Below are 23,750 nucleotides of genomic sequence, written 5' to 3' on the forward strand. Positions count from 1 at the left end.
TTAATACAAGATTTTCCAAGCAATAAATAAAAAAATAATTTTAAAAAATATGATTTACGTCAATTAATCATATTCAATTGTGACGGTTGCCATAGCTCGTACTTTTCCGGGCATCACTTTGGTTGCAGTCTGATAGTAACGCGCAGTCATTGGCACATTGTATTGAATATTATCATTTGACTTTAACGTGCCTAATTCAAGCTTGTCATTTTTAGCAATCACTTTATTCGAATTTTTATATTGTGAAAGCAATTGTACGCCAACACCTGATGCATTACTTCCCGCAGCAGCATTGTTGGTAATGACATTTGTAGTATTGGTCACAGCATCATAATCAAAGCTTAGGCTAATTTTATTGCTGTCTTCATAACCCGTTGGGTTTTTTCCACCATTACATAAGATGTTCAAATCAAATGCTTGCTCACCTTGAGTTGAGCCGACACCTTTAAAATCAACCTTGTTTACAGTTGGCAGTGTCACTGTTTTATTAATATTGCCTTGGATTTCACATGATGAAGACGCAATAGTAATCGCATTACCATATACTGTACTGGTTAAAAAAGGCTGATTTGGATAACCAATCACATTATAGCGACTATACTGTCCAGGAACCAATGCCCCTGATCCTGTGGAAGGCGCAGTTTTAACAATCTCTACAACAAAATATCCAGGCGATAAACGATAAGTCGTATTTCGAGATAAACTTCTGGTATAAGGGTAATAACCTGAAAAGTTAGAGTTATCTGCCGCTTCGCGGTATAAACGAATACCAATCCCTTCAATATTGGTACTATAGATAGAATTACCTGATGGGCTTATAGGGTATCTCTGCTGCAATACTGCCTCAATTGTGCCCGCTGAATAATCACAAGAATAAGTAGATCCATTCGATGAAATTGGAAATGTCGCTTTACGTAAAATAGTTCCAACAGCATCACTCGGTCTCACCACAACACGACCAACAGACATGCTTACATCTTGCGGGGTAAATCCACGCTGAGGTACACAAGCTGCGTATGCGCCCGAACTCACAGTCCCAGCAATGAGCAAGAGAATACGATTTAAAACTTTAACGTTCATTGACATACACCTTCCGCCATAATCATATTTTGCTTTTTGTCTGCTGCTTGTGCAGAAACATCATATTGAATTCGACATTGTTCGTTGGCATTTTCGCCCCATTTCACTGTAACCGAGTCTGCTGTAGTATTGGTTCTTAAATAAACCATACTACCTTGCGCAACCATTCCAATATTTTCACCTTTTGTATCAAATACTTCTGCTGCAAAAGGTAAAGTTTCACCATTTTGTTTTTTACTACGAATATAAATTGCTTTACCAATTTTCGTTGCAAAACTCACTTGTGAAATTGAACCTGCATAGGGTGCGATACGCTGACTTGTACCATCTAACTCTACATCTGTCGACATGCCTTGAGGGTCAAGGGTAATGTCATTTAAACGATATGGTGTTACATATGGAATCACCGCATAACCAGATTTATTAATACTTAAACCTGTCGCATTATTCACTTTAGCACCAGCAGCTTCAGGTGCATACACCAAGACCATGGTTTGCCCCTGATCTGGTCCAAACAAGACACCTTCAGGATGAGCAACAATATTACCACGTGCAGTCAACATTGCTTGCTGATAACCGTCAGCCGCACTGAATGATCCACCAACAGTCGCGTAGTTGGTGCGATACTGAGCATTTAAATTGGCACTCGGATTATCACCATAGCGCGTCGATACAGATGTACCATAGTTAAAACGATCACCAACCACACCGCTCACACCGACAGTCGCATTATCTTGCGTCATAATCGAGTTAAGGTTTGCTGAGCTTTTCTTAAATGAAAGTGGTAAAGACATGGTCAGCATATACTCAGTATCACTATTGCTGATACTTGTGGCATTGTTTTCAACAATACGTTTAATTGCCGACAAACCATAAGTCAAACCACGATAGCTGTTGCTATAACCGACTTGATATTGACGGGTTGTTTCCTGACGATTCCAGTAATCTACCCACGAACCTGTTGCATAAATGTTGCCAAAATCACGTGGTAAACCCTGATTCAGGGTGATCTGAAATTCACTGCGCTGTTTACCTACATGAACTGAACTAATACCTTTATTGTCGAGGTCTTGTACCAATATCGCATCACGTAACTTGTAAAAGTTTTCTGTAGAATAGCGATATGCAGCCAAAGTCAAATTGGTATCTGTTGGGGTAATTAATTTACTATAGCTAATTCGGAAACTTTGCCCACTTTCACTTTTACGACGTTCAAAATCTGCTTGTGAATGCGTCACATCGAGAGCAATTGCACCAATCGGTGTTGCAAAAGCACTGCCCAATGTCACTGCTGAATAGTCTTCTGAGAACTGCACACCACCATAAGCCGTGATCGAGTTATTAATACCGCGTTGATACTTCCCTTGTACAATAAAAGGATCTAGATCTATATCTTTATCGCGGAATTGACCCATTGACACAGAATAACGGCTCATTCCTGGACGTAGCATTTGTACAACAGAGGCGTAAGGAATTGAATAGCGTTGAATCTCACCATTGGCTTCTAAAATAGAAACTTCCAGTTCACCACCAAACCCTGTCGGATAAAGGTCATTGATTTCAAAACTCCCCGGTGCAACGGTTGTTTGATAAATCAATTGACCTTGCTGACGTACTTCAACCTTAGCATTGGTTTTTGCATTTCCGCGAATACGGGGTGCATAACCAATCATACTGTTGGGTAACATGCGGTCATCACTAGAAAAATCGAAACCACGATAGCCAAATGAATCAAAGATTTCACCATCGGTAAAGCTTTCACCTAAAGTCAACACGCCACGGTATTGCGGGAAAGCGCGTTGTACATAGGTGCTAATCGCATCATAACTCGATTTAGATTGATTATCTGTAGTCGTGCGGTCTTGCCATTGCCATTGACCATTATGGCGCAATTGCCAACCTGCCAAATTTGCACCAGCGGTTACCGAAGTAAACGCATTTGTGGTTTCTTCCCCACCTTGGATTTTATTAAATGTTTTATATGCACTGGCATTATAAGAAAGAAATGCAGCATTGATCCCACGATCCCAAACACTTGGGTCGACATAGCCTTGCGCATTTTTTTGCATCGCAACTTGCGGAATCGAAATATCGACACGTAAGCGTGAAGTATCAAATTCATAAAAAGAATCTTCAACCCACTGTTCGATTTTCTGACAACCTGTCAAAGCAAAGCTTTCGCCTTTTTTTAACACCTCTGCTTTAACGCCATATTCTAATAATTGGTTTGAGCTAAAGCAGGTAAAAGCATTTTGATTATTTTCAGTTGCTTTAAACACCATACGGTGTTTACCAAACCAGTTACCATTGACATAAATATCCACATTATAGTCACCTGGTAACACAGGATTGCCATATTTAAAGCGATTTACATCTATCTTTTTGGCATCGCCAATTAAAAAAGCCGAATCAAATTCTGCTTCTGCAGCAGTCGGAGACTTTTCAGCCTCTTTTAAGTCAGTTTCAGATGCATTAACTAAAGCAGGAATGCTGAGCGTAATAACCCCACAAGCCACATAGTAACTGATATGTCGCTTGATCCACTTGTAGCTTTGTTCATTTTTTTGCATAAAGAAGTCTGCCTATCAACAAATGAATAGGTTTTTTTACTCGCTTACTCTCAGATAAATGAAATGATTAAATCATCATTACGAAGGTGCTTTAAATTTCTTGTATTGAAGAAATTTAAAGACTTAATCAATCTATTAAAATTTAATATTTCGCTCTACACGACCACCATAATCATTGATTGTGGTAAAGGTCATCTTAGCGACATTGGAATTTTTTAAACTCACCGTTCCATCAGAAAATGGTTTCAACATTAAACCTTGTGAAATCAAATCAACGCGTTTGCCTGATTGATCTTGCATAATAGAAGTCAAGGTAATATGAAATGGTGTTGGGTTTTTTACGGTTAACTGAGTACCGTTATTGCTCCACTGTAATTTTTCAGGTGCCAAAGCGACATCTTCTTTAAGTCCAGCTGGGCGATAAAAAAACTTTATACGCGATCGAATCGCAAGTTGTAAAAAGTTATCTGGTACAACATTCTGATCTTTCGCAGAAGGCTTTGGTGGGATATCGAGAATATTTAACCAAAATAGCGTTTCTTGAGTTTTACTTAACTCATTTGCATTCGGCAAACTGGTAATACGTAAAGACTGCCCTTTTTTTGCTTCCACACGCGATATAGGCGGTGTAATCATAAAAGGCGCTTTAGATTGATCTGGAGTAGATTTTGCATCTCCCTCATCAATCCATGCTTGAACCAATGCAGGATTATTTCCGTTATTACTTACCTGTAAAGTAATTTCACGTGCATCAGATGGATAGATGACACGAGTACCATGAATGATGATTTCAGCATTCGCTGCACCAAACGGAATTAAAAATGCGAGTAAACCTTTTTTAAGAAAGGAATGATTCAAGAACATAACGATTATCTCTATATCTAAAATAAAGTAAAAGAGCTAGGTTGCTAGACAACCTAGCTCCGTACCATTCAATAAAAAATTATTGATAGATAATAGTATATTGAACAGACGTTGTTACTTTACCAGCAGCAGATGCATCAGTTGCATAATATTCAGCATAGTAATTAAGATCAGCTGCACCTTTGTCCGCAACATCTACCCATTGAGAGTTAGTTTGCGCGCCAGAAGCACCAGCAGCAAGTACAGGAATGAATTGGTTATTTGAACCTAACAATTGAACTTGAACGTTTTTCGCGCCAGTTGCATCTGTGTTGTTTAAACGACCAGTACCAAAATCAACTGTTGAACCTGGTTCAAAATAAGTTGCAACTTTGCCTTCAGAGCAGTTAGCCAAGTTGATTGTGAATGGCGTACGACCCGCGATATCACCAGTTTTAGCAAGAGTTTGCTTAGAAACTGTTGGAAGCGTTACTGTGAAATCTTTACCTTGTGGAGTCACGATATCACAAGTTTTGTCAGTTACTAAACCGTTGATTGTGATTGTACCATCTGCTGCGAAAGCGCTAGACATTGCTAAAATTGAAACTGATGTTGCTAAAAAAATATTTTTCATACCAAGTATCCTATACAGACAAAAAAAATGATTCGTTTTGGTCGATGGGTATTATGCACACTGAGACAAAAATGTAAACAAAGTCACACTTTCTATAATGAATAGATACAAGCGTATATAAATTCGTATTTTTTGAGAAAAATATTTTTATTATATATTTCAATATATTAAATATTTATTACATTCATATTTCAGTTTTATTTAAAGTATTTTTTTTTGTAAATTTTTTACATAAAAACAAAATTCACATTATTTCACCTTAAATTTTGAATTAGTCACGTGCAGATAAACCATCACTCTATGTCATTTGATCAGGAAATTTGCTGTGTGTTTTTGGAAATTTAGGCAAGAAAACGGCGATATCACAACTCACCTCCATCCCATTACAAAGTCCAAAGATCAAGGATTAGCCATGCTTTAGCTACTATTTTACTAACGGATATTTGGCTTAAATTTAGAATTTCCACTAACCAACATTTGCCAAAAGATACTCTCAAGACAATTAATAATTATATTTACATATGAGTTTAAGGAATAAATATTTTATTTTTCTTTACAATATTCAATTTTTTTAATGTTAAAAATCATATAAATATTTTTTCCAATTAAAATGTGAAATAGTTAACATATTAATATGTGTTGTGTTTGAACCTATTTCTGAACAATCTATTCAGGACTACACCTCTTCACCTGTATTGTCTTTCTCACTTTATCTAGATAATCACCTACATCTACCACTGCCCAGATCAAGCCTTTAAACTTTTCCTCATTCAGAAATGTACTTGCTTCTGATGCCAAAGGAATATTTTTGCCATCTTCTGCAAGAATCTCCAAATGATCTGCAATTGCTTCTTTCGCATTGCTTAATGCTTCTTCAAAAGTATCTCCCGCAGAGAAACATCCCTGAATATCAGGAACAATCACGCCATAGGCTTCATCGTTTGAACCTTTTTCTACTGCAACTGTATATAACATACTCACCTCTTTTGGAGAAAATAAAGTCTAACTGTAATACCGCATTCTAGACCGCATACTTCAACATGCTTTTTAAAATGATAATTGGTCAATTTTTTATAGATAAGATACTGTAACTCAGCTCCATGCTAGTCAGATTTCTAAAAAAATAAATATTACCCCCTGTTTAAATAATAACGAATTTTTCTTTCCCAAATAAACTCCATTTTATTTACTTACACTCCCGACCCAACCAATTTAAACAAATCATGCGTTATTTTAATACTTTACCAATGGCTCAACACCAACATCTTTAAAATGATTTTTATCACTTTTCAATAAAACACAGAATAAAAAAATCACTATAATTTAAAGTTAAGCACCTTTAGCGTTCTGATGTTTAAAATATCATTTAGATATAAATCCAATCTATTTTAACAATAATTTTTCCAATTGATTCTATTTACATTAAATTAAACCAATTTAAAATTTAAAAAAAACAACCATTTTATACAAAAAAATAAAAGATTTACATCTTAAATAACACTACAACTTAATTTTAAAAAGTTTTTATCAAAAACACAAATATCCTAAATTTAATTTAAAAATCCAAAATATTTATTAGCAAGTATTTTAAATATTATTGTCTTACTGTTATAAAAAATCAGAATAAATTTTAAAACAATTAACCACAACATCAAACTTAAAAGTGCTTAACTTTTCATATCTAAAAGATTAATTAAAAAATTAATTTTTTAAATCTATAACATATGGACTAGAACCATATAAAAAAATGATTTTCTTTTCCTCATGTTCGATTTTGTAAATTTCATAATCAATCAATCCGTTTACAGAGCTAATCTCAATTTCATTCGCGTCATCAATAACTCTCGACTTATTATTTAGATAATATTTGAGTTGAACAACGAATATCTTATCCAGATTGCTCATTTGTTTTGCAACAACCAATCTACTTGTTTTAGCTTTGTTATTCATTTTAACGTTCATATTCATTTAATCCTCACCAATAGCATGGTCTGATGATTTTGAAAGTAGTCTTTGAATGACTGTTCTTGTAACCGAATACTGCTTAGCTAAAGAATAGACACTTTGCCCGTTTTTAAACTTTTCTAAAACTTCATCTTTCTGGGCCTTATTCAAAATTTCTGGTCGACCTACTTTGTTTATATTTTTATTACCAATCTTTCTATTCGATTGAAGTTTTCCATCGAAATCAGAACAGATTTTTAGAAAATGAAAAAAAATCTTTTTTATGTCTCCTTTAATTTCTTTCTTTGAAAATTCCAAACAGACTAAGCGAATTCCTTTTTTAAAAATAAAATTGACACTCGAATATATTTCTTTGAAATCACTTCCCAAAGAATCTATTCCATCTATTAATAAAAGATCTCCGCTTTCCAATGTATAGTTAATTAAGTTAATAAGTTTATGCCTAAATTCTAGGGGTATACCTATTTTCACCTGTTCAAATACAAGCCTATTTTTCGGTATTTCATAACCATACCCAAGAATATAGTCAGCATAATTAAATTCATCCATTGAGAATCCATCAATCCTGAAGTATGCATAAGTCCGCACAATAAGCCCTCTTCAAATAATAACATTTATATTCAGTATTCTTTAGAAAAACAAATATGTATAAAACATATAAATGATTTAAAACATAGAGAAACAATTACCCACCCTTATAATAAATAATTATTAAAATCCATATTTTAATTGAAAATTAAAACACGAATTAAGACCATAAAAGAATAGTCAAAAAACAAAAAAAAACAAATATTATGCCAATGCCAACATCTTTAAACATCCATACAAACTATTTTAATCTTGAGATATTTCACATAAAAAATGTATAATAAATAATAAAATACACTTGTATATGTATAATAATGAATTTTAAGAATGGGTTTTAATAAGGCAAAAGGTTCGCATATTTTTATAAAAAAACATAATTAAAGAGAGTTTTTATTTAATATCGATAAAAAAATAAACTATAAAATTATCATTTAATAAAGCCATGATAAAATCATTATCATGGCTTTATATCGTTAAAACTCAACATTTACCGTTATTGTGTCTGAATAATTACCAGCAGGCAGACTTGGTGAATTCGTATCCAGAACTTTTGCAGTAAAGGCAAAACCCTGTTGATTGGTATTATGCTGACCCGGGTTCGTTGTTGCTTGGAGACTTGACCAACGTTCATTGCCGATACTGCCCCAACGTTCCGTCGTTGCATTTTTATAAATCTCATAACTCAAATAATTGTTACCCGTTTCAGATTTCATTGCACGTTGATTACCAGTTTGTGGATATAGACCATTATCTAAACTGACATGATAAGGTGTTAATGCTGAGCAACGTACGCCTAGAGATGTTTGAACTGGCGTAAAGACATCTGCAAAAGGCGATGTTCCAAAATTAACCGCATTGGTAGAAATACGGCAATCTGCTGAAACGTCAATATATAAGTTTAATGTTGCATCACTCCCTGTACCCCAATTTTGATCTGTAAATAAACCTGGACGTCTAAAACCTGGGCTTTCAAAAAAGCTCCCTATCCCCACAAATGCAAGCTCAGGTACAGAATAATACCATTTGACTTTAAAAGATTTGTCCGCTGTATATCTCCCTGGAGAAACATTTTGCCCTGGATTAATTTTGGCATAAAATGGTAATGCACCATTAGGCCCAGTAAAGAAGTTAAGAAGTGAAAAAGTACTCATATCAATTTCTTTACCAACACCAATTGCTTTATTATTGGTGTCTAGATAACTCACTGTGAGACTTTCATCAGTGACACTATTTGTATAGTTTACTGGTATCTGATCGACCCGATACATTAAATAAGTGGTATTTAAAGCAGCCAAACTAAACCCTTCACACCTTAAACCAGCACTAAACTGATTAGATTGCGTCCCTTGCTCCGCCAATGTCATAGACGAAATCGTACCCATCGTCACATTACCACTTGAGGTAATAACACAAGCAGCTTGACTTTGAGCTATAATCAATATTAATCCAGAGAATAATAGACCTGCGGGTATTATTTTTTTTAAAGTAATCATGGTTGAGCCACCTCGCGACAAACAACCGATTTAATCATAACAATCTGTTGTTGCGCTTGTTTTAAATCCAACGAAAAGTTTGCTTCACATATGCGCTGATCTGACAGTTGCACTCGAATGCTATTCTCTGCACCGAGATCTTCAAGATAAGTAATCCCGTCCATCCCCACATAACTCGATTCTTGATCCGCACGATGTACCACTGCACCCACTGGAATCGCTTGCCCATTGCTTTGCACTAAATACACATTCGCCGCATAAGACTGTTTGATTGGGAAGCCAATCACCACACCTGAACCTCGTTTTGCCGCAATCCGATTTTCAACTTGGGTTGCATTAAAGTTTGAAGGTAAATCGATCGGGTTAATACTGTATTTAGCCGCGTAATAAGGCGTCACTGACGGTACAAATACATAGCCCTTGGCGTTACTACGACCGACCAAGCTGTTTTCATAATGCACTGGAACATCTGCAATTTTGTTGGTATCAATCAAAGCAAATGACTCGCCCAATCGATTGGCAACGAAAACATTGCCTGACATCAACACCACCGAACCTGACAGTCCAAACCAATAGTTGTAGTCATTGGCACCCGACATGCCGACATCGGTATTAAAATATTGGTTACGGTAGCTGACACGTGCCTGATTGTAGTCATCGCTGTTTTCATTAAAACGTCGACTTAAATCAACACCAACACCACCTGCCAACGGTGCACTACGGTTATAGTTGATATAAGCATAATCACCACTGGATTGTTGGCTATAACCTAGACTAGCAGTGGATCTGCTTTTGGAAAATGGAACCGATAACTGAAATGCTGCATTCCACTCTTTTTCTACAAAATCCCGATTGGCACTTAATGACACCGTTGCACCACGCATATAAGACGGGAGTATCGGTGCCCACGACAGGTTCATCAGTTTATTTTTAATGTCGCGGTTCTTGGTCTGGATATATGCCACCCCAAAAGTCCCTGATTTATCTGTGGCAAAATACGTGTTGGCAACCGAACTTTTATGATTGTTGGCTGAGGCCAAATTGCTATATTGCAAGCGTGAAAGATCATAATAATCCTGATCACGTTGGGTATGATTGAGACTAAATCCAAAGCGTTGCTGGTTATAGCTATAGCCTAAAGTATATTGATTTCCCTTGAGATTTTGGCTATTGATCCGATTAAATTCACGGTCTGCCCAACTTTGAGTTGCCGAACCACTTAACACCCCAAACTGATTCAACTTAAGCACTGAACCTAGTCCAGCCAACTGAATTGAATCTGAGAGCTCAACCCGCCCTTCAGCCGTAAGCCAATCGTTAATCCCATAACGTGCATCCGCCGAACCAGCAAACGTACCATATGCAAAGTTCTTAATCCCATAGTCTTCGCGGATCTGCCCCATAGACACCGAATAATCCAATAATCCCGGTTTAAGCAAAGTATTCGAAATATAAAATGGTATAGAGGTTGCCACCTGACGGCCAACACTATCTGTGGTGACAATCACCGCCTCGCCTTTACCATTAACAAACGGAACATTATTCAAAATAAAAGGACCAGATTGCACATCGGTTGAATTGGCTTTCTGTCCATTAATCAACAAATCTACGGTGCTCGGTAAAGCCGCTTGTCCTTTAAACTGAGGTAAAGGATAAGTAATCAAATCTGGACGGGTACCAAAATTACGTTGCAACTGTAATCCACCTAAACGCACTGAGCTTCCCCAAGCGTTTTTACTTCCTGTAATCACATCGCCTGCTAAAAATGAAATCACACTGACCGGATCATCATATTGCCAAGTCGTATCATAGCGACGATAACCATCACTGTTCCGATTGGATGACTCAAAATTAGTTTTGCTATAAACCCCTGAATTTCTCAGTACCCCATAAGGGGAGAAAAAGCGTTGTTCTGTAAAGAGTGTACTGCTATAGCCACCATTCTCTGGGCGGTAGGTATAAAAGTCATAGTTATTTAATAAACCAATACCCGACTGCGCTGTTTCAGGTTGATACCAAGAATCCAAACCGCGTATCTGCACCGGCATCCAGCTGGCAGGAAGATCTAGACTAAAATACTGTTGCGCTGAATTGTACTCATACTTCAATTCGGGAATCTGATTGAGGCTGACCCAATCCAAGGCCTTGCCCAAAAAGCCTAAAGTAAATACATCCAGATCGGTCAGGTTTTTTTCTGACTGTTGCTGCAGTGCATCCGCAGGCAGCTTAATCTGTAACTCATCCAGTTTCGATTGCTGGATAAAGTAATGATCACCTTTGACAATGACCGGTATCACTTGTCGCGTCGAATATTGATTGATCACCAAGTCCAGATAGAGCTTAAATAAGCTATTCACTTCTGAAACATCTCGTGGTGGCGGTGGCAAACCATTTGCATAGACATTGCAGCTCAGCAATGGAATATTCGCAACCAATATCAATGTCAGGCTTTTGCATAAAAAAGAAGGGGTGTGTAACCCTGATAAATAACCCATTTACCCCCCTCCTTCTTTTTTAATCTCAACCAATTCTTGCTTCACCCCTGAACTGTCAACGCCATACAAACTGGTTTGACCACTCAGGCTGTTGAGTAGTTTGTTGTCTAAATCAAACTTCATGGTGCTGTTTGCCAACACATAACCAAAGGCAGTTTTGCCAAAAGCCATTTGCTCTGAAGTCGGGGTTAATTTAATTCCTGAAAGCCGTGAAAATTTTGAACCAGTATTTTTAATATAAAGTTCAGGTTTGCCCTGTTCATTATTCTTGACCCACCAACTTAATATCGGTTTAGCCAAAGGATTTTTCGCATTGGTTTTTTGTGAAACTTCAGTTAAACCACTACCAAGTCCTTTGCCATAGCTAAACAAGGGAATGGAATAACGCATCTGAAAGCTGACTGTCGATGCATCTTTTTCATCTTCTGGATTGAGCTTGATCGGCAGTTCATCAACAATAATTCGATAGGCAAGTTCTTTTGCATCAGGTACAGCAGCTGAGCGAGTCAAACGCAACATATGCTTTTCACCCGCCTTGATCTTCGCTACGGGCGGACTTGGAATAACCTCAGTTTGCTCCGCATAAGCATCTTGCTGATGATTCTGATCCCATTTAAATACCCGAATCTGTACCATGGCATCAGAGTTACCGGTATTTTGTAGCCATACCGCAGAGGCTTTTTCATTTTCTTCAATTTTTGGATAAATTGGCCAGATTAAAAATGTAGCCTGTGCGAATACCGGTGAAGTGATCATCAATATCGCGGCCGCAGAGAAAGTCCTGCCCGACCATATTTTCATTTTATTTAAGCTCATAGAATCACCATGTAATCGTAATTGCGACCGTATCTTTATACAGGCCAGCTGATCGTGGTTGATTGTTATTATTCAAGTCTGCAACAGCATAAACTGCAAAACCCAGTACGGTGTTCAAAGTAGTGGTTGGTGTCAGTGAGTAACTACTCCCACTGGCATATTCACCTTGCAAACTACTGTCCTGATAAAGCTGATAAGGTACAAATTCATTCTGCTGGGCATGTTTCATCCGTCGAAAGTTATTTGAAAAGTGATCACCACCATTCAACATCACCTTTACCGGTAGCCGTGCAGTACATTGGATATTCCAGCTTTGCGCAGTATTGATGACGGATCCTTTTAACTGCCCCTGCGCCACAACAGGATGACGACCAAAATCAAGTAACTGTTCGACATTGCTGAGTTTGCACCCATTTTCAATGGTCGCCTGAACTTTAAAACTTGCCGAAGTTACAGGATCAACAGCAAACCCACTTTGAACAATCGAAATCAGCAGAACACTTAAACCTATTTTTTTCATGATTTTGTTCTTTAAAATTCAATGGTAATTGGAATAGTGTCGGTATATTGTCCAAGTGAGACTGACCGACCATTATTAACAGTTTGCCCCATGAGATTAAGCGTTTGCGGCTGACCATTATTGGTCAAAGTAATGATTTGATTAGGCCTTAACGCTTCGCGAGCAGTTCCATATAAGATGTTGTAGGCAAGGAAATCTGTGCCATTACTGATCGCACGAAAATAATTTGCGCCAAAAGGTGCTGGTACCTTACTGTCATGTTGCCCCGCACCAAAGGTAACTTTTATTGGAGCATTGCCAGGGCATTGAATGGTCAAACCTGATGTAGAACCCTGACTTAAACTGGTCTCTATCACCTGATTAAATGCAGCTGTGGTTTCTCCAAAGTCTAGCTGCCCGAAATTCAAGCCATTGGTTCCGTTATTCACGGTCTCATTGTTGATCTTGCAGGATGGCTCTAATTCAAGTTGAACATTTAACTTAGCGGCCAATTGCCCAGCACTGGTGAGCGATGAAACAATGCTACAAAGTAGCAATCCGACGCATTGTTTAAGTAACAGGTGCATACGTTCCTCCCTAAAACAGGCTTGTTCAACAACAAACCTGTTTACTGTTACGTATACTGATTAGAAATTAACAGTCACCAATAAAGTGTCTGTATAATCACCCTGTGCTTTTGCAGTGCCAGTGTTCGCAGCAATTGCACCAAAAATTGGAACTTCTTGAGCTACACCTGCTGCAGCAGTGAAAGGCTGAGCTGTATTAATCACATATGGATTGGTACGTGCTGCATCACGGTAAACGTTATAGTTTACTAGGTCGGCAGCAGTTGTATGTTTAAGACTACGATCAGCGCGTTGACCGCCATCAATTGCAACCGTAAAGTCAACAGGGTTTGCACCATCACATTCTACAGCGAGATGACCACCTGTCGCTGTAGAAGCAACTTGTCCAGTCAAAACGTTGGTCCAAGTACCAGAAGTTTTACCGAAATCTAATGTACCAAATTGGTTCATATTTCCAGTAACAGTAGAACCTTCAACAGTACAACCTGTCGAAACATTCAGCTTGACATCAACCTGACCCGTCACTGCTGCTTGTGTAGTCGCGATATACCCTGTACCCAATAAAATAGTAAGGGTTAGTTTTGTAAAAATATTCATATTAAATCCCATGATATGTATTATTTATTAACTTTTACACAAGAAGTGTGAAAGCATCTACATAATTGCATGTGATAAATATGCGTTCAATAAATACACTAAAAAACACCATCAATTAAATATAAGTTTTTATATTTTAAAATAAATTTTCAAATCAATATGAATTAAATTACACCAAAGATTTAAACATATAAAAACACTAAAATAATTAAGATTATTATAGATATATGCTTGTATCTAATTAACTACAAAACCAAGATTTACAAAAATAATGAGCAAAAAAAACCCATTCAATTTTTAGGGGGAGAATGGGCGACGATATGGCATTATAAAATGCTGATCGAAAACTTTTAATTGACAAAAAAGATAAAATTCGTCAATTTAAATTTCAATAATTCAACTTAAATATAATTTTATAAAAAATCATCTCCTTCTTGTACTTCCAATACATTTTGTTCTTCCACTCTCAGCGAAATATGCAAACCTAATACAGCAACAGCATTATAAATAAAATCACTTTCCATAATATCTAAGTAAAAATGACTTTCCCTGCTCACTTCCTCATAAAGCCATGTGAGGTCATTTCGATTATCTTGCATACAACTCTGTTTAAAATCACCCAATTCACAATCAATCTCTTTCCTCAGCATTCGAATAAAATGCTGACGAGATGCCTGATTATTTACTGCATAAAAAAAATGAGAGTTTTCACCCATTCCTTTATGAAAAATCATTTCATAGATCTTTATCATACACACCCACTATTTATGAGTAGAGTTGTTTATCGCTCAATAGGTTGATGAAAAATTTTCCATTTCAAATTCGTGGGTATTATTTATCACCAAATTTATAATATTTCAAAGTTAAGCATTTAATTTCACTGAATTAAATACACAACAAACATAAATCAAGTGTATAATTATTATGAAATTATTTACTAGCAACAATCTATTGATCGTCGGTGTTTTGAGTCAATATCTATCCTATTCCATCAAAATAAAAATATGTTATTCCATGAAAAAAATTAAGACCAATTGTAAATTAAATAAAAGAAACCTTTGTTTATCTATATTCCAGATAAACCAAAATAAAAATACAAAACAATAGGTTAAATTTATATTTTTCGAGAACCCAATCATATAAAATAAAACACCATCATCCCATAAATAAAAAATCACTATAAATAATAAAAAATAATAATTATTATGTGATCTTTATTTTTCAATATGCTTAACAATAAAAACAAAAATATAAAACTCTTCAAAAATTATCATAAAAAATTCAAACAAACATTCACTAGATCAATCTTGTTTTTTAAAATAATAAATACTCACATAGAATAATTAACAAAAGCATAAAAAAATTCTTAATTTCATCTTTAAAAATCAAAAAATCAATATCGATTAGAATTCTATTTCCCTAAAAAAATTGATAAAATCAGGTTTTAAACCACCCACTTAAATATTTAACAATGAAATATAAGATTTAAAAATGGAACAATCGTACTGTTTTTATATCTAAAAACCACATAAAAACATTTTAATAATTCACCAAAATTATTGACAATTAAATACAACCAGATCATAAATCTGAAGTTGAGATAACAAATTGGACAGAAGATTTTATTTTAAAAAAAGATGAAATCGGAATTTATTTTCAAAATTTTTATGGCGATGATTCTTGGTTTTCATTTGAATTATATCCATTTGAGAAGCAAAATAAATCTGATTTAAAGAGATTAAAAAACTTAATGGATCAGTTAAGCGCATATTCTTTTTAAATCAAATCATGAGTCTGAAATATGTTTAAACGTAATCTCAGAGATATAAAAGATCAAATCATTTTACTAAGATTGTTAATCAGTCATCTGTAAGCTGCGTGTACATTATCCATCAATTTGATTTACAAATGTTCTCATGATGAAGTAGATCAAGCATTAAAATTGATAAGAATAAAATTTTTACCCATTCGTTCACGTCCATAGATGAAAAAATGAGCATGGAGAGTGAGTCAGATTGGTATTGGACGTTCCTCTCGCGTTGGGAAAAGACGAGGATGAGGGCGCTTTTGTGTTGATCTATACTTTTAAAAAGAACTCATAAAAGAAGCCTATTCAAAATATCACGTTAAAAATCTTATCTTAATTGTCTTTTCGATATTGGCGTAGCGTATAGCCTGTATGCTTTTTAAAATAACGACACATATAGGAAGCGTCATTAAAATGCATCTGGTCAGCAATCACTTGAATTGAGAGTGTATTCATTTTAAGTCGTTGTTTAAGATTAACAATCACCAGCCGATCTATCAGCGTTTTAGGGCTATCATTAAAAATTTGCTTACACAATTGCGATAAATAGTAGGGACTAATGTTTAAGGCTTGTGCATAAAACAAAACCTCCCGTTCAGCGTGACAGTGTATTGCGATCATTTCCCAAAACTTCCAACATAATCTTTCTTTTCTTGTGTACTCATTCTTGGCTAAGGTCTTTTTGTGATTGACGATTTCAGACAGTACCAGAAAAAAATTTTGCAAGTGATTGCATAATAATGTGCGCTGATACTGTTCTGTGGATTTAATAATAAAATCGGTTTGAGATTGCCATATCTTGATTAAACCTGCCTGTTCGGTATTGGGGGAAAAATGTGGCATTTGATTGAGATAAGCAAATAAAGCGTTTGGTAAAACAGCGGCAACTTCAGCAGCAAAATGACGATTGAATATACAATAATTACAAGAAAAATCAGCCGATTGATTTTTTATAATAGTCAATGAATCTTCTGCAAGAACCAAAAAATCACCTGCTTGCAAATGGTAACTTTTAAACTGAATGCTTAAATCAGCATGGCCTTGTGTAATAAAAATAAGTGAACAATATGCTAATAGCAAAGGCTGGTTTAACGAATCACTTAGATGACTTGTTCCCCATAAATAATCTTTTGCATTTTGACGAAGATAATTTAGATCACTTTGCATTTTGAATAAAATTTATTAAATATCTGCCTAATTATAATGATTTTGTTTTGAAAAGTACCGAAATTGCCAAAATATGCGCATAGGAAGCAGTCCCTAAAATACCTATAGTTCATTTTGAAATGAGATGAATTTTATAAGTGGCTTTAAAAATATGATTTTGACAACTGAACGCTTAGTTTTACGACCTTGGCAGGAAAATGATGCAGAGAGTTTATACGAATACGCAAAAGATGAACGCGTTGGGCCAATTGCGGGCTGGCCCGTACATGAAAGTCAGGCACAAAGTTTAGAATATATTCAGACAGTTTTTGCACATGATGAAGTCTATGCGCTTGCGAAAAAGCAAGACAATCGAGCCATTGGCATGGTCGGTCTACTGATTGGGCAAGACAGTAATTTTGATATCGCTGATAATGAAGCAGAAGTTGCTTATTGGATTGGTGTACCCTTTTGGGGAAATGGTTTTATACCTGAAGCGGTTAAAGCAGTCATGCAACATGCCTATGAAGATTTGCAATTACACGCTTTATGGTGTGGTTACTTTGCAGATAATGAACAGTCACATAAAGCACAAGCAAAGTGTGGCTTTAAGCATCATCACACTGAAACAGATAAATATAATCAGTTTCTAGCGGATTACCGTACAGAGCATATCAGCTATTTATCACGTGAAGAGTGGGTCAAATTGCCTGCACATTACAAAGTAAGCAAATACATGGATTAGAATCAATTAAAGTTAACAAACATCAGAGATATTAATAAATAAATTAAGATCATCTTCTGAACGATTCATATGAAGCGAGAAAGCTTATTGATCTCTCTGATACTGCTATGCAATTGATTTTTTACAAATTTAAAGAATGGGCGAATCTCGCCCTTACTTTAGTAATTCAAATTCACGACAAGTAACGCCAACGCTGCTGGAATCACTTGTATGTAAATAATTTTCTTACTTGCCGTTAAGCCGCCATAAATCCCAGCAATCAATACACAGCCTAAAAAGAAATTTGCCAGTGGTAAGGCATAAATTACAGGTGCACATAAAGCCCAAAATAAGCCTGCTGCTAAAAAGCCATTATATAAGCCTTGATTTTGTGCCATGACTTTAGTGAGCTGTGCTTTTTCAGGCGTATTCCCAAATGCTTTTAAACCGTATGGTTTATCCCATAAGAACATCTCTAAAACTAAAATATACACATGTAGCAGTGCAATTAAGGCAATTAAAATTTGTCCAATCATCGTTTTCTTCCTTATTTTAAAAACGCTGATAGATCAGTCTCGCAACTGATCTATGCCAAGTACATTTATGGTTTTAATAACACTTTGCCTTGGCGTGCACCTTCAGTTGCTCTGGCTGCTGCTTGTTGAATTTGATCGAAACTAAATACACCTTCAACAGGCAATACTAATTTTTTCTGAGCCGCTAAAGTCACCAATTCTACAATTAACTCTTTTTTTCGTTCTGCAGACAATTGTTTGTTGACCACACTTGCCCAGAAACCTTTGACTGTCGCTTGTTTGAAAATAAGATCACCTGATGAAATTTGCATCAGTTCACCCGTCATACTACCAAATGAAACCAATACACTATTTTCACTGAGTAAAGCCAACATTTCACCACTGGCTTTCCCACCAATCGAATCTACTCCAGCAATTAAAGGTTGATCTGCATGTATCGCTTTTACTTGATCTTTCCAATCCGCTTGATCAGTCGCCACTACATTTTGAATACCTAAACCATTCATTTCTGCAATCGCATCACTACGACGAACCAAATGAATGACTTTTTGACCGCGAGCGTGCGCAATCATCGCAACAGTTTTACCCACAGCGCCATTGGCTGTGTTTTGGATAAGCCACTGATCTTGTTTTAAATCAATAAAATCTAACAACATCAGTGCACTAATCGGCATACCAATCAATTGTGCAGCGGTTTCATCATCTATTGCATCAATTAAAGGTACAACACCATGCGCAGGCGCAATAAAGTATTCCGCCCAACTGCCGTGAACTGCGGCAACTGCAATACGTTGCCCGACAGACACTGCATCGACACCTTCACCGACGGCATCAATCACACCAACCGCTTCGCTTCCCCCAATTGCAGGAAGTGTCGGCTTATAGCCATAACTTCCTCTCACCGTCCAGACGTCATGGTTATGCATCGGAGATAAAATCATTTTAATACGAACTTCGCCCGCTTTAGGCTCTGGCTTTGGCATTTCTGCTGCTGCTAATACGTCGACAGGTTCGCCAAAAACTTGATGAATAATACTTTTCATTTGTTATTCCTATATAGGTTTTAGTAATTGCTGTGTGGTTTCTAAAGCCAAATAAAGTGGCTGTTTGTTCTGTGCTAGTTTCGCCAATAAAGCTGCGCCTAACCAGAGTTGATACATGGTTTGTGCCATTTTCTCAGGCTCAATATGTTGTGGAATTGAACCATCCTGTTGCCCCTCACTAAGTAAATTTGCAATGCGTTCAGTCAGCTTGCTTACACCAAAATTTAAAATCTGACGCATATCTTCGGATAAGTCAGAGACCTCTGCGGCAAGTTTTACAATCAGACAATTCTCAGCCCAGCCACCATCGTTATGACATGGATCATCAATCCATGCTTGCCAAAGCGCAACTAAACGCGCATAAGCACTCCGCTCTTCTTGTAGAATCAATTGATCAATTTTCACTTTATAATCAGCAAGATATTGCTGTAAAAGTGCACAACCAAATGCTTCTTTGGAAGAAAAGTAATAATAGAACGACCCTTTGGGTACACCACAAGTCGTTAAAATTTCCTGTAAGCCGACTCCAACAAAACCTTTATGTAATACCAGCTTAAAACTGGTATTTAAGATATGCTGGCGAGTCGCTTCACTTTTATCTGATCGTTTCATGTACACACTATAAATCAATAATAGACCAGTCGTCTATAAATTTATTGAAAATTACTCAAGAAATTTAGTTGAGGGTTTTGAGTGTATTTTAGGGTTGAATTAGGATTGTTCCCTTCACTTTCTAAAACACTTGAATATGTTGATTAGCTTTGTATGCACTAAAATTATTGGCAAGCGATATCAAAATTATCAATGAAAAGGATATGTTTTCAATTGCTAGTCGTGGCTCTTAGAATTAAATAAAGTTGTTCTTTTATTGAAGTCAACCCAGTTAAAATTTTCTGTTTCAATCGCAGTACTTATTATTCTAATGATCAGTGTTCAAGCATTTTATCATCAACAATCCTTCCATTATTCAAGATAATAATACGATCAACTGATGCAATTGTTTCTGGACGATGCGCAATAATGATTCGAGTAATATCTAATGATTTGATCATCTCATTAATTTCTTTTTCTTTTATGATATCCAAATGGCTCGTCGCTTCATCCAGAAATAAAATTTTAGGTTTCAGATACAGCGCTCTTGCTAAAAGGACTCGTTGTTTCTGTCCGCCAGAAAGTATATTTCCCATATCACCAACTAATGTTTGATATCCCATTGGCATTGCCATAATTTCATCATGTATAGCCGCCATCTTGGCACATTCTTCAACCCAACATTGCTTAACACTATGATCGAAGAAACTAATATTTTCTGATATCGAACCAGCAAATAAAACATCATCTTGAGCAACAGATGCAATTAAATGTCTTAACTTATTTTGACCAAGTTTTTTTATACTTTGACTACCAAATTTAATATTTCCGTATTCTAATTTTAAATTACCTAACAACAAATTCATCAGTGTAGTTTTTCCACACCCTGTAGCACCAACTATTGCTAAAGATTGCCCAGCTGAAACATTAAATGTGATTCCATTTACGATCCAAGGTTCATCCTCTGAATATCTAAACTTTAAAGACTTAACATCAATTTCTGTGTTTTCTATCTGTTCAGAAGAATCTAGATCTAATATATTGTTATCCACTCGCTCTTGGTCTGTTAAGACAATATCAGCTAAGCGTTCGCCATGTAGACTGAGCATTTTTACTTCAACAAATTTATCAATAAGAGAACTCACACGCCCACCAAATTGATTTTTATAGGCAATAAATGCCATTAAAATACCAACGGTGAATTCACCATCAATGACTAAACTCGCGCCCAACCAAACAATTACAATATTTTGTATGCCAAATAATAAGGTATTTACAAAGCCAAACATTAGGCCTAGTTTCTGTGTGGTTAATCCAGCATTGATCTGATCTACAAATAATGTAAGCCATGTGGCTTGCCGATGATCCTGTTTTTCAAACTGCTTAATCGTTTTTATTCCACGCATTGTTTCCATAAAATGCGTATTTTGCTTTGCAGCATGTACAATTTGATCTTCAGTCGCCCGTCTTAATGGTGCATACCAAATCCATCGAATGATGACGTATATCAGCATAGTAATGATGGCAATCCATGCCAACTTAGCACTATAGATAAACATGAGCGTTAATGTAAATACAGTCATTAAACCATCAAGAATGGCAGTGATGAATGATGTCGTTAGCGTCCTTTGAATTGCATCAATAGAGCCGAATCGAGAGATAATGTCACCAAGATGGCGTTTCTGAAAAAAGTTTGTAGGTAAATTCACCAAATGATGAAAAATATTAGCTTTCCATTGCACATTTAATGTTGTTGTCATGTGCATTACAACCCATGACTGCAGTAGACTGATCAAGCTACTTAATAGCATGAGCATACCAAAGCCAATCGCTAAGGTAGTCAAAAGGTTGAGATCCGCTGAAACAATCGCATGATCAATTACCCATTGCATAAAGAATGGACTGACGAGTGAGAATACTTCTAAAACTAGGGCCAAAATCAGAATCTGGCCCAGTGATTTCCATAACCCTCGAATCTCACCAAATAACTTAAAAATTCGAATACTGGTTTTTTCTTTTTTTTCTTCAAAATCAGAGTCTGGCCATAGCTCTAAAGCAATTCCAGTAAAATGTGATGATGCTTGATCATAATTAAGCTGCTTTTCGCCAAAAGCTGGATCAATAATCGTAATTTTTGTTGTTGAAACACTTTTTAATACGACAAAATGATTCAGATCCCAATGGAGGATACATGGCAGCCTGAGTTTATTTAATTCATCCAGTTCAAGCTTTAATGGTCGAGTGATTAAATGTAATTTATTTGCAATTTTGACTAAGGTAGTAAGTGTTACTCCTTTTTGTGATATCGGATACTTTTGCCTTAAGGTAAATAAATCTGAATCATAACCATAATAACCAGCGATCATTGCCAAACAGGCTAATCCACATTCAGATGATTCTGTCTGTAATATTACAGGTGTGTTTCTACCGAGTCCTAAAGACAAGCGATCAAGATAGCGCATAAATTATAACTTTCCTGTAATACTAAACAGTGGTTCAAGTACCCATTCATACAATTTGCGCGTTTCATGCATAATATCCCCTTCAAGTGTCATACCCACTTGTAATGGCATATCATGGCCATAAGCTTTCACTGTTTGCTGCTGTAGTTGAGCTCTAACTAGATATACAGGCTCATTATTTAGCTGTTCTTGTGGGGAAATAGTACCTATCGTTTTTAAATCTTGGCTGGCCAGTGCTGTTTTTGCAACGGAAAGAATTTTTGCCTTTGCATGTCCAAATTTTTGATATGGATATGCTTGATAACGTAATAAAACTTGATCCCCTTGTTTAACAAAACCGATTGCTCGACTAGGAACATAAAGCTGCGCGATGAGTGCTGTATTTTCAGGAAGAATCGTCATTAAAGGCTTAGATAAATCAACAAACTGTCCCACTTCTGCATTCACTGTACTGACTACCCCAGAAGTATGCGCTTGTATTGCGATTTGCTGTCTGGACTGCATTTCAATGAATTCTTGAGTATTGCTAGACAATAAACGTTCTAACTGTTCAATTTCATTACTTTGTTTATTCTGTAATCCATCTACATTAATTTTCTGCTCATTGAGCTGTTTCTCAAAAGTTATTCTTTCACGTTGTAATGATTCATATTGATCAAGTTGATTCAAAAAATCTGCTTTTTTTGCCTCAAACTCTTCATTTGATGTCGCGTTCTGTTTAAATGCTTGTTCATAACGTTCTTGATTTATTTTAGCCAAATTGACACGATGTTTTTGATTGAGAATTAAATTATCCATTTTTATTAAGTTTTCTTTTAATAAATTGATTTGGTTGAGCGTTGTCTCCCTTTCATTTTGATGAAGTAGGCGCAATCGTACAATTTCATTGCGAATAGACTGTTGTTTTAATTGAGTTTGTTTAGACAAGGCTGCTGCAATATCACCTTGTTCTCCATAGCTTGTTGTTGAAATGACAAAAAGAACGTCTCCCTGTTTAACCATTTGCCCTTCATATACATTCTTTTTAACGATGGTGCCTTGTTGAGTAGCGTAGACCTGAATCAGTCCTGATTGCGGAATCAATTGTCCCTGTACCGTACTGCGTTTGGTATAATTTCCCCATATTGCAAAAGCAACAATGACTAAAGCAATACACAGTGCACAAACTGTTAAAAAAGTAAAACTAAACGGACGAGAGAGGATAATACTTCCCGTCCATCGAGTTTGGTTTGCGTCGAGAACTTCTTTACGAAATAAGTTTGAACTCATCTGGA

Annotated in this window: 20 protein-coding genes and 1 pseudogene; 1 reads left to right on the forward strand and 20 read right to left on the reverse strand. The window is 36.1% G+C overall.

All coding sequences use genetic code 11. From position 1 onward, the window contains the following. Positions 1-63 precede the first annotated feature (63 nt). From F981_RS13000 to F981_RS13070, 15 genes and pseudogenes are all read right to left on the reverse strand, one after another. The gene (locus tag F981_RS13000; protein ID WP_039910510.1) at positions 64-1,080 is read right to left on the reverse strand and encodes a fimbrial protein; all 1,017 of its coding nucleotides are present in this window, start codon (positions 1,078-1,080) and stop codon (positions 64-66) included. After that, complete coding sequence (locus F981_RS13005; RefSeq protein WP_004722239.1) at positions 1,077-3,650, reverse strand: fimbria/pilus outer membrane usher protein; 2,574 nt, start codon at positions 3,648-3,650, stop codon at positions 1,077-1,079. The genes F981_RS13000 and F981_RS13005 overlap by 4 nt, the downstream gene beginning before the upstream one ends. 135 nt (positions 3,651-3,785) lie before the next feature. Continuing rightward, the gene (locus tag F981_RS13010) at positions 3,786-4,514 is read right to left on the reverse strand and encodes a fimbrial biogenesis chaperone (RefSeq protein ID WP_004722241.1); all 729 of its coding nucleotides are present in this window, start codon (positions 4,512-4,514) and stop codon (positions 3,786-3,788) included. A gap of 79 nt (positions 4,515-4,593) precedes the next feature. Continuing rightward, positions 4,594-5,127: a fimbrial protein gene (locus F981_RS13015; RefSeq protein ID WP_004722242.1), complete on the reverse strand. Its 534-nt coding sequence runs from the start codon at positions 5,125-5,127 to the stop codon at positions 4,594-4,596. A 699-nt stretch (positions 5,128-5,826) separates the two neighbouring features. Beyond that, positions 5,827-6,102, reverse strand: a pseudogene (locus F981_RS13020) (type II toxin-antitoxin system HicB family antitoxin); the annotation flags it as partial. Positions 6,103-6,828: 726 nt separating this feature from the next. Beyond that, positions 6,829-7,095, reverse strand: a complete 267-nt coding sequence (locus F981_RS13025) for a hypothetical protein (protein ID WP_004722246.1) — start codon at positions 7,093-7,095, stop codon at positions 6,829-6,831. Further along, complete coding sequence (locus F981_RS13030) at positions 7,096-7,680, reverse strand: recombinase family protein (protein WP_035372130.1); 585 nt, start codon at positions 7,678-7,680, stop codon at positions 7,096-7,098. A gap of 473 nt (positions 7,681-8,153) precedes the next feature. After that, positions 8,154-9,173 (reverse strand): Csu type fimbrial protein, encoded by a 1,020-nt coding sequence (locus tag F981_RS13035; RefSeq protein ID WP_004722250.1) that lies wholly within the window; start codon positions 9,171-9,173, stop codon positions 8,154-8,156. Further along, entirely contained in the window at positions 9,170-11,668 is a 2,499-nt protein-coding gene (locus tag F981_RS13040; protein ID WP_004722252.1) for a fimbria/pilus outer membrane usher protein, read from the reverse strand. Before F981_RS13040 ends, F981_RS13035 begins: the two co-directional genes overlap by 4 nt. After that, positions 11,669-12,469, reverse strand: coding sequence for a fimbrial biogenesis chaperone (locus tag F981_RS13045; RefSeq protein WP_004722254.1), 801 nt, complete (start codon positions 12,467-12,469; stop codon positions 11,669-11,671). Positions 12,470-12,488: 19 nt separating this feature from the next. Then, complete coding sequence (locus tag F981_RS13050; protein ID WP_004722255.1) at positions 12,489-13,004, reverse strand: Csu type fimbrial protein; 516 nt, start codon at positions 13,002-13,004, stop codon at positions 12,489-12,491. A gap of 11 nt (positions 13,005-13,015) precedes the next feature. Then, positions 13,016-13,570: a spore coat protein U domain-containing protein gene (locus tag F981_RS13055; protein ID WP_004722258.1), complete on the reverse strand. Its 555-nt coding sequence runs from the start codon at positions 13,568-13,570 to the stop codon at positions 13,016-13,018. Between the two features lie 60 nt (positions 13,571-13,630). Further along, on the reverse strand, positions 13,631-14,167 hold the full coding sequence (locus tag F981_RS13060) for a Csu type fimbrial protein (protein ID WP_004722259.1): 537 nt from the start codon (positions 14,165-14,167) through the stop codon (positions 13,631-13,633). Positions 14,168-14,580: 413 nt separating this feature from the next. Then, on the reverse strand, positions 14,581-14,901 hold the full coding sequence (locus tag F981_RS13065) for a hypothetical protein (protein WP_228129029.1): 321 nt from the start codon (positions 14,899-14,901) through the stop codon (positions 14,581-14,583). Between the two features lie 1,406 nt (positions 14,902-16,307). Beyond that, positions 16,308-17,141 (reverse strand): helix-turn-helix transcriptional regulator, encoded by an 834-nt coding sequence (locus tag F981_RS13070; protein ID WP_004722263.1) that lies wholly within the window; start codon positions 17,139-17,141, stop codon positions 16,308-16,310. A gap of 151 nt (positions 17,142-17,292) precedes the next feature. On the opposite strand from F981_RS13070, the gene F981_RS13075 reads away from it, so the two are divergent. After that, complete coding sequence (locus F981_RS13075; protein WP_004722266.1) at positions 17,293-17,865, forward strand: GNAT family N-acetyltransferase; 573 nt, start codon at positions 17,293-17,295, stop codon at positions 17,863-17,865. A gap of 158 nt (positions 17,866-18,023) precedes the next feature. Here F981_RS13075 and F981_RS13080 read toward each other — a convergent pair whose 3' ends face one another. From F981_RS13080 to F981_RS13100, 5 genes are all read right to left on the reverse strand, one after another. Then, the gene (locus tag F981_RS13080; RefSeq protein WP_004722268.1) at positions 18,024-18,380 is read right to left on the reverse strand and encodes a DUF1304 domain-containing protein; all 357 of its coding nucleotides are present in this window, start codon (positions 18,378-18,380) and stop codon (positions 18,024-18,026) included. Positions 18,381-18,445: 65 nt separating this feature from the next. Further along, a complete protein-coding gene (locus F981_RS13085) occupies positions 18,446-19,423 on the reverse strand; it encodes a zinc-binding dehydrogenase (protein ID WP_004722269.1) in 978 nt (325 codons plus the stop codon). Positions 19,424-19,432: 9 nt separating this feature from the next. Beyond that, complete coding sequence (locus F981_RS13090; RefSeq protein WP_004722271.1) at positions 19,433-20,035, reverse strand: TetR/AcrR family transcriptional regulator; 603 nt, start codon at positions 20,033-20,035, stop codon at positions 19,433-19,435. Between the two features lie 314 nt (positions 20,036-20,349). Beyond that, positions 20,350-22,476 (reverse strand): peptidase domain-containing ABC transporter, encoded by a 2,127-nt coding sequence (locus F981_RS13095; RefSeq protein WP_004722272.1) that lies wholly within the window; start codon positions 22,474-22,476, stop codon positions 20,350-20,352. Between the two features lie 3 nt (positions 22,477-22,479). Next, a complete protein-coding gene (locus tag F981_RS13100; RefSeq protein ID WP_004722273.1) occupies positions 22,480-23,745 on the reverse strand; it encodes an HlyD family secretion protein in 1,266 nt (421 codons plus the stop codon). Positions 23,746-23,750: the final 5 nt, after the last annotated feature.

Source organism: Acinetobacter guillouiae CIP 63.46, from assembly GCF_000368145.1.
GTDB lineage: Bacteria > Pseudomonadota > Gammaproteobacteria > Pseudomonadales > Moraxellaceae > Acinetobacter > Acinetobacter guillouiae.